The organism is Psychrobacter sp. (assembly GCF_036731945.1).
GTDB lineage: Bacteria > Pseudomonadota > Gammaproteobacteria > Pseudomonadales > Moraxellaceae > Psychrobacter.
In genome coordinates, this window is record NZ_DAINDI010000090.1 from 1 (window position 1) to 8834 (window position 8834).

General features: G+C 45.2%; 5 protein-coding genes and 1 pseudogene. 3 read left to right on the forward strand and 3 right to left on the reverse strand.

Annotated elements, in window-relative coordinates:
* Window positions 1–485 (forward strand): annotated as a pseudogene (locus tag V7D75_RS13430) (dihydroxy-acid dehydratase domain-containing protein); the annotation flags it as partial.
* Window positions 486–493: 8 nt separating this feature from the next.
* On the opposite strand, the gene V7D75_RS13435 reads toward V7D75_RS13430, so the two are convergent.
* Window positions 494–2035 carry a YifB family Mg chelatase-like AAA ATPase gene (locus V7D75_RS13435; RefSeq protein ID WP_333614961.1) on the reverse strand — a complete coding sequence of 514 codons (1542 nt, stop codon included), beginning with the start codon at window positions 2033–2035 and terminating at the stop codon, window positions 494–496.
* A gap of 377 nt (window positions 2036–2412) precedes the next feature.
* Here V7D75_RS13435 and V7D75_RS13440 point away from each other — a divergent pair, with 377 nt between their 5' ends.
* Both V7D75_RS13440 and hemN read left to right on the forward strand, forming a co-directional pair.
* A complete protein-coding gene (locus V7D75_RS13440; RefSeq protein ID WP_333614962.1) occupies window positions 2413–4914 on the forward strand; it encodes a penicillin acylase family protein in 2502 nt (833 codons plus the stop codon).
* A 189-nt stretch (window positions 4915–5103) separates the two neighbouring features.
* Window positions 5104–6648: an oxygen-independent coproporphyrinogen III oxidase gene (gene hemN / locus V7D75_RS13445; protein WP_333614963.1), complete on the forward strand. Its 1545-nt coding sequence runs from the start codon at window positions 5104–5106 to the stop codon at window positions 6646–6648.
* A 113-nt stretch (window positions 6649–6761) separates the two neighbouring features.
* On the opposite strand, the gene V7D75_RS13450 is transcribed toward hemN, so the two are convergent.
* Both V7D75_RS13450 and V7D75_RS13455 read right to left on the reverse strand, forming a co-directional pair.
* Complete coding sequence (locus tag V7D75_RS13450) at window positions 6762–8138, reverse strand: esterase-like activity of phytase family protein (RefSeq protein WP_333614964.1); 1377 nt, start codon at window positions 8136–8138, stop codon at window positions 6762–6764.
* 164 nt (window positions 8139–8302) lie between these two features.
* A partial coding sequence (locus V7D75_RS13455; RefSeq protein ID WP_333614965.1) for an SPFH domain-containing protein occupies window positions 8303–8834 on the reverse strand: 532 nt, incomplete at its 5' end.

The window sequence follows — 8834 nt, forward strand, 5'->3', positions numbered from 1 at the left end:
AAGAAGGCCCGCAGTTTACGGGTCCCGCTCGGGTGTTTGATTCAGAAGAGTATGCCATGACCGCGATTTTAGATGGCACCGTTGTGGCAGGTGACGTGGTTGTCATTCGTTACGAAGGCCCTAAAGGCGGCCCTGGTATGCGTGAAATGCTGTCACCGACTTCTGCCATTATGGGGCGTGGTTTGGGCAATGATGTTGCCTTAATTACCGATGGTCGCTTCTCTGGCGGTAGTCATGGTTTTGTCGTCGGGCACATCACCCCTGAAGCCATGGTTGGTGGCCCGATTGCCATTATTGAAAACGGCGATACCATTACCATTGATGCCGATAACAATGAAATCAATTTAAACATCAGCGAAGCAGACATTGAGAAGCGTTTAAGCAGGTGGATCGCTCCAGAGCCAAATATAAAGCGCGGCGTACTGGCTAAATATGCCAAAACCGTTGGCAGTGCCTCAGAAGGCGCCATTACCGATAGGTTTTAATCGCTAAATCACTTACTACGGTAACTTAAAGCCTCTGATACATGGGCGCTGGTGATAACATTACTGTCAGCCAAATCAGCAATGGTGCGCGCGACCCGTAATACCCGATGATAACCGCGAGCAGATAGATTTAGACGCTGCTGCGCAAGCTGTAATAATTGCTGCTCGCCCTCACCTAGCTGGATATATTGGTCAATCTCGCTAGGACTGAGCTCATTATTAACCTTGTTTTGTCGTTTTAATTGCTGCTTATGCGCAGCAGCGACTCGTGTGCGGACTTGCTCAGAGGTTTCGCCAGCCTGCGCATTTTGTAAATCAGCAATTGGTAGCGCTGGCACAGTAATATGCAAGTCAATCCGATCAAGTAATGGCCCTGATAGCTTATCCTGATAGCGCTTGATTTGCTCAGGTCGGCAGCGGCATCGTCCCGAGCCGTCACCATCATAGCCACACGGACAAGGATTCATCGCTGCTACCAGTTGAAAGTCTGCCGGGAAAGTAAGCTGCGAGTTGGCACGACTAATGGTGATTTGCTTGGCCTCTAACGGCTGACGCAATACTTCTAAAACCGTACGATCGAACTCTGGTAACTCGTCTAAAAATAGAATTCCCTTGTTAGCAAGGGTGATCTCGCCAGGTTTGGGACGAGAACCACCACCAACCAACGCCACCGCAGATATAGTATGATGGACTTGGCGAAATGGCCGTGTACCGTAATCATAGTCGCTGTCCGCCACCGAATACGTACTAGCGACTTCCAACGCATCTTCATCGCTTAAATCTGGCAAGATAGTTGGTAACCGTGATGCCATCAACGTCTTGCCAGAACCCGGCGGTCCAGTAAACAGTATCGAATGACCACCAGCGGCGGCAATCTCTAACGCCCGCCTAGCATGATGCTGACCTTTAACATCCGCCAAATCAACTTTATAAGCAACTTTACTCTGCACGGCGGTTGCTTGCACAACTTCTAAGCGCTCATCTATCAGGCTAGACTCTGCGAGCGACTGCAAATGATTACAGACTGCCTTTAAGTTTTGCGCCGCTAATATCGTCACCCCGTCGACACGGCTAGCCTCTGCTCCATTGTCACAAGGCACGATTAACTGACGTAGCGGCGAATCTTGTTCAGTATTTTTACATGCTGCTAGCATTTCTGATTTTATCGCTCGTGCTACTGCCAAGCTACCGCTCACTTGTCGCAGCTCGCCATTAAGCGCCAGCTCGCCGATAAACTCAAACCCTGATAACGTTTCTGGCTCAAGCTGTCCACTGGCGGCCAAAATACCGATGGCTATTGGCAAATCCAATCTTGCACCATCTTTTGGCAAGTCTGCTGGTGCTAGATTAATCGTTAAACGCCGATTAGGGAATTGAAAGCCCGAATTCAAAATCGCCGAGCGTACCCTGTCTTTACTTTCGCGCACAGCGGCGGCAGGCAAGCCGACAATGGTCAGCGCTGGCAAGCCTTGTGATAAATGCACCTCGATAATGACTTGCGGGGCGTGCAGTCCGACGACTGAGCGCGTATAGACTTGGGCGAACGACATCAGCGTTTCCTACTATAGAGATTTATCGATAATAGAGCATTATGAATCAGCGCGCAAATGTCGTGTTCTATTTTTATCAATCGGTTTAAACCTTATTATTTCTAGCCTATTTTTCAATAAAGAAAGCTAGTTTTTGACTAACTCTAAAAAAACATCAACGCCTAAATTCTGCGATTTATTCGCTAGCATAGATATTTAAAAGTGTTATATGATTGATAAATGTTTTTAATTTTTCTTATTCATTATTTCATTCAAAAAAATAGAAAATAAGACAGATAAAGGCATGGCAATAAAAGGATTTTATTGACACATAAAGCTTGGCGGTGATTTTCGTTAGCGCTTTATACAACCGTAATTAACCATGGATGGGTAAGCTTATGAGCATCAACGTGCTTAATCGGCGTGTACACACACTCACGCTATTAACGATGGCAGTCACTCTGGGATTGTTTGGCTGTTCGGATAACGACAATTTTAACGGCAATATAGACGACGATACTAGCGATAGTACTTATGCGGCGGATATCCAGCGCACTGAGTTTGGTATCCCGCACATCACTGCTAAAAACTATAAAGGCTTGGGTTATGGCGTCGGGTATGCCTTTGCCGAAGACAATATCTGCTCACTGGCGCGTGAAATTGTAATCGCTAAGGGTGAGAGTATGCGCTATCTAGGCGATAAGGGAGATATCGATAGTGATGTCTTTTATACTTGGTATAACTCAGACGCTAAGCGTAAACAGTTTTTGGACGCACAAGAGCCCGAGGTTTTGGATGCAGTAGCCGGTTATGCCGCCGGTTATAGCCGCTATTTGCGTGACAAAGGCGTCAAAAATATTGAAGACCCTGCCTGTGCCGGCGCTGAATGGGTTCGTGAAATCACGACCGATGATTTGCTAGCGCTTTATGGCAAGGCCAATCTGCGCGGTGGTCTATCAAACTTTGTCGCGCCTATTGCCACTGCGGCGCCTACCGTCGAAAAAGGCATCATGGGTAGCTCGCGAATGCGTACGCTTTCTATAGAGCCAGAGAACGACCTAACATCAGAGTCGGCCGCGGATTTGTCCTCAGGCTTTGATTTTGATATGACAACCATCAATGTAACGGATGGCGGCAGTAACGCCTATGCCTTTGGTAGCGAAGTCACGGGCACCAAAAGTGGTATCCTTTATGGCAATCCTCATGAACCATGGGAAGGTTTACAGCGCTTTTATGAATTTCATTTAACACTGCCAGGTAAGCTTGACGTCATGGGAGCAGGACAACAAGGCCAACCTTTCCCCAACATTGGCTTTAATAAAGACGTCGCGTGGAGCCATACGGTATCGACTGCTAAGCGCTTTACCCTTTATCAGCTCAGCCTAGTAGACGGCAACCCAATGAAGTACAACTATACCAATAGTGCAGGCGTCGTTGAGCAGCGCGATATTAAAAAGGATGACGTCACTATCCAACTGCCAGACAATAAGACGCTGGTCAGATCGGTTTATTCGTCACATTTTGGTCCTATGATAGCTGTCGATCAAGTCAACGGTTTACTGCCACCTTGGGGCGCGAACAATATCGCCTTTACTATCCGTGATGCCGCCGCTGAAAACGCTCGCTCACTGAACCAATGGCGCAGTATGAATCAAGCCACCAGCGTCGAGGATTTGGTGGATAAAATGCAAGATCAGGTTGGGCTAGGATTCGTCAACACCATCGCCACCGACCGCTATGGCAAAGCACTTTATGCTGACATCTCAACCGTGCCGCATGTCACCGCAGATAAATTAAATAGCTGTACTACTGGTAAGCCTTATTTACAAGCCATCGTCAGTTTTGGTCTACCAGCATTAGATGGCAGCAAGGCTGATTGCGAATGGGGTAAAGACGCTGATTCGCCGCAAGCGGGCATCTTTGGGCGCTCAAATCTGCCTTTCTTAATTCGTGACGACTATGTGCTTAACTCGAATGACACTTATTGGTTGAGCAACTTAGATGAGCCATTAACAGGGTTTTCACCGCTGCTACGTCGCCGTTTAACGCCATTCCCTAGTGCGACTAGCCCAGAAGGCGTACCACTTTCTTTGCGCACACGCATGGCATTTCAGCAAGTATTAGACCGTTTGGATAACTCAGATAACTTGGGTGGCACTACCTTTACCTTAGACAATATGCAAGACGTCGTTTATGGCAATCGTAGCTATGCGGCCGAGTTGGTTCTCGATGATGTCCTAGCCGATTGTAATGCCAACCCTATGCTACCTCTAGCAGGTGGCGCAACTATCGATGCCAAACAAGCTTGTAGCATCCTGAGTAATTGGGATCGTCGCAATAATACCAACAGCCGAGGCGCGCATGTGTTTAGAGAGTTTTGGAACAAGGCGGGTTTTAGTGAATATACAAATGATTCGTTTAAAGTCCCCTTCAACGAAGCCGACCCCATCAACACACCGCGCGAGCTAAAAATCACCGCACAGACTCGCCAAGCCTTGGGCGATGCGATTGCCTACTTCCAAAACGAGGGCATTGCACTTGATGCAAGCTTAGGTGAGCTGCAATATGTACTAGATGCTGGCAAGAACAATCAGCACATTGCTATGCATGGTGGTTACGGTAGCGAAGGTATCTTTAACGTTGCTCGAGGTGAAGGAGTCAATGAGGCTGGTAATTATATCATTAATAATGGCCCAACCTATATGCAAGCGGTGACTTTTGATGCTAAAGGCCCTGTTGTAGAGGCGCTGCTTGCCTACTCACAAGCAGGAGATACGACGCGCCCTTATCATCGTGATCAGACGCGCCGTTATTCAGATAAAGAGTGGATTCGTCTGCCGTTTAGTAAGAGTGAAATATCTAAACAAGCGGTTGGTGAAGTGATCAAATTGAGAGAATAATTCTAGCTAAATTATTAATTATAATAAAAAGACTTTAGGGCAATCCTGAAGTCTTTTTTTTATTGCAGATAGCAATACAACTTTATGGGTATATACGAGAACTTACCGTCCATGCCACTATGAATATTGATTTGTTATACTACTTATTACTTAAGTGGCGATTTATACAGTTAAACCGAGGAATCTCGCATGTCAGAACCAGCCGATATCAATAGCGACCAAAAGTCTTTCGCTCATGCCGACGCGCAGCCTACTACTGCACGCCCTGTGGTTGAGATGCCCAATCCCTATGCCAGTACCCGTGGCAGCATTACCAGTAAGCAGCTACCAGCATTCGATGAAGAGATTATCAATAAATACAATCGTTCTGGACCGCGTTATACCTCCTACCCGACCGCGTTAGAATTTTCACCGATGCCTGAGGGGCTGGAGACTAAGATTTTGCAAGAGCGCGAAGCCGATGCGCCCTTATCGCTGTATTTCCATATTCCGTTTTGTCGTCACCTTTGCTATTACTGTGCTTGTAATAAAATTATCACCAAAAAGAACAGCGATGCTGGCGATTATTTAGAATATTTAATGGCGGAGATTAAGCACAAACGTAGCCTATTAAAAACGCCAGCCGATCGTAAAAATCCACTGGTCAAGCAGCTGCATTTCGGTGGCGGTACACCAACCTTTCTACAAGATAATGAGTTGATAAAACTTTGGGAGTTTTTGCAGACCCAGTTTGAATTTTTGCCAGAAGACCAAGGCGATTACTCTATTGAAATCGACCCACGTGAGCTTGGCGACGAGACACTAACGGTACTGCGTAACCTTGGTTTTAACCGCGTCAGTCTAGGCGTACAAGACTTAGACGAAAAAGTACAAATCGCCGTCAACCGTATCAACTCTGCTGAATTGATTGAGAACGTGCTTGCTGAAGCGCGTAGATTGGGCTTCCATTCTACCAACGTCGATTTGATTTACGGCTTACCGCATCAAACGCCAACGACTCTAGACAAGACCGTACGCCGTGTTATCGAGATGTCACCCGATCGTTTATCGGTATTCAATTACGCTCATTTGCCTGAGCGCTTTAAATCGCAACGCCAAATTAAAGAGGCAGATTTACCGACGCCAGCTGAGAAGCTTACGATGCTTGGTAATACCATCAATACCTTGAGTGAGGCCGGTTATCAATATATCGGTATCGACCATTTTGCCAAACCTGACGATGAGCTTGCTATCGCCCAGCGCGAAGGCAAATTACATCGTAATTTTCAGGGTTATACCATCATGGGCGATTGCGATTTGTTGGGCTTTGGCGTGTCGTCAATCAGCCAAATCTCTAACGCCAATAGCAGTTATATTTTGCAAAACCATACGGATTTGCAAGTTTATAAAGAAAATATAGATGCCGCACGTGATAATCCAGCGATCATGCCAGCGGTTAATGTGATTAAAACCTCGATTAAAGATCGTCTGCGTGAATACGTGATTATGAATTTGCTCTGTCATGACTATATCGACTTTAGAGACGTTAATCAGAAATTCGGTATCGATGCTATTACTTACTTTATCGATGAAATTCAGCAATTGGGCGAGATGCAAGAGGACCGCTTGATTGACATGGACGCAGCTGGTATTCGCGTCCTGCCAAAAGGTCGTCTATTAGGGCGTAATGTCGCTATGGTGTTCGATGAATATCTCGAGAAAAAACATAAAAATCGCTTCTCTAAAGTAATTTAAAAATTTTTAATCTACCCTTTATAATAAAAAAAGACTTTGCAAAGGCGAGGTCTTTTTTATGGTTTGCGATAAATGCGTTTTCTTTATAGTAAATCAATTAATAATAAATAAACCTACTCTGACGGCATAACAATATATAAGCGATTGGCATCTTCAATGGTTTTTTCTTTATCGAGATACTTTTGCTCGACGCTACTTTTTGGATTGATTATATCAGTATCTGTCATTGCAAAATCATCATCATTGAGTAGACCCAGTGAACCATCTTGTCGTAACCATAAGCCTTCAAGCTTATCATGTGGATAATCTAAACTCGCTAGCACATCGACGACCAAGGTCTTTTTAACAGGCGTGATGTTTATGTTTTCAAGGATTTGCCAGTTTTCTTCATCTATGGCAATCAACTGCTCAAGCGTTTGTTCATTGATGGTCAAACCAACAGTCTCATCTTGCCTAACGCTTCCATCATTTAAAATAGTTTCAATATCTGTTGCTTGCGTGATATCAATTTTATAAATGAGTTTTTGTGCTGACTTATCTTGGAGCAGGAATTTTCGATCATGCTCAATCAAATAAAACTCATGACTACTCAAAGCCACGATACCAGAAGTGACGTGCTGTGCATTATCCAATCGATATAAATACTGCGCTATCTGCCCTGAAACCAGATTAATCGTTACCATACGTACCAAACTAGAGAGTCGCCCTGACTTATCGGGATTGTCCATAGAAGACTCCATGATACCGACAAGCGTCGTTTGGTCAGGCGTAATGGTTAATGCTTCCATGCCACGATTGGCACGGCGTTTGGTAAATTCCGTCGGTAACAAAATCGGCTTACCTTCAACCATCACATTATTACGCTCATCATTGGCAAACGCATTGATACGCTCAATCTCTACGCCCTTGGCATCGTAATGTACAAGGTGCGGACCGTACTCATCACTGACCCAAAAGCTGCCATCTTGCAGCGCTGCGAGCCCTTCAGGGTCTAAACCATTGATATCAGTTTTGATCGGATTGCTCACTGCATCAAAAGGTAATTGTGGATTGACTGTCATCGGCTGGCCATGGACATCATAAGGTACTTCATTAGTGCCGCCAAAAGCCTTGGGGTTCGGTAGTCCCGAGATAGGATTGCCATTGCTATCTTTTAGAATTATTTCTTTTACTTTGATAATTTTGCCATCAGCTTGTAGCTCAAAAAGTCCAATGGACGGCGTATAATTTGGTACAAGAAACTGTTTACCTTTACCAGCAATTCCGTCAAAGTCGGCATTAGGCCCACGGTCAGTAAGGGCGTAAAATTGATTAGGATTGGTTGGATGCGCCGCTGCGTCTGAGCCGTAACCGCCCCCACGAATCTCTAGTTTCTGCTCAGGATAGGCGGCATTGATATGCGTGGCATCAAGCACGCTATAAGGTAACGGACTGCCTTGGGAAAATTCATTCATAGCCGTTATTTCAGTATGAATATCTTCGTTAGCCATTATTATTTTCCTTGAATTATTATTGTTATTAAAAATAAAGTAACGTATGCTAAAAAATCAGCGAGATAGTTACGTATAAAGTAAAATTCAAAAAAATAGCCAGCACGTAAAACACTCACTGACTATTTTTATAACAGATTCAAAGACACTTAAAACCTGCTGAGCTAAACCTTTAGCTTATCCCCTACCATGCCTTTGATTGTACCTAGAATGTCGGCGGGTAATACTACCATTTTTGCGTTATCGGACTCCGCCAACTGACGAATCGATTTGATATATTGCTCACCCAATAAGTAAACAATCGGCATCTCCTCGTCGCCCATTGCTGCGGTAATCAGACGAATAGATTCTTCTGAGCCTTTCGCCAACACCACTTGTGCTTCAGCATCTCGGCGTGACGCTTCTAAGCGACCATCGGCTTCTAAGATAGCCGCTTGCTTTTGACCATCGGCACGGGTGACGGTAGCACGGCGTAGACGCTCTGCCGCTGCCTGCTCTTCCATCGAGGCTTGCATGGTTTGCGAGGGATTGATATCTTGGATTTCTACCGTCTTTAAGGTAATACCCCAATCAGCGATATCCTCTGAGATGGCATATTTGAGCTTGGTTTTGATTTCATCACGGCTTGACAACGCACTGTCTAAATCCATTTCGCCAATGATTGAACGCAAAGACGTCTGTACCAAATTTCGAATA

Excerpts from the sequence above, each read along its gene's own strand:
- V7D75_RS13435 (WP_333614961.1), bottom strand. The coding sequence starts at position 2,035 with ATGTCGTTCGCCCAAGTCTATACGCGCTCAGTCGTCGGACTGCACGCC.
- V7D75_RS13440 (WP_333614962.1), top strand. The coding sequence starts at position 2,413 with ATGAGCATCAACGTGCTTAATCGGCGTGTACACACACTCACGCTATTA.
- hemN (WP_333614963.1), top strand. The coding sequence starts at position 5,104 with ATGTCAGAACCAGCCGATATCAATAGCGACCAAAAGTCTTTCGCTCAT.
- V7D75_RS13450 (WP_333614964.1), bottom strand. The coding sequence starts at position 8,138 with ATGGCTAACGAAGATATTCATACTGAAATAACGGCTATGAATGAATTT.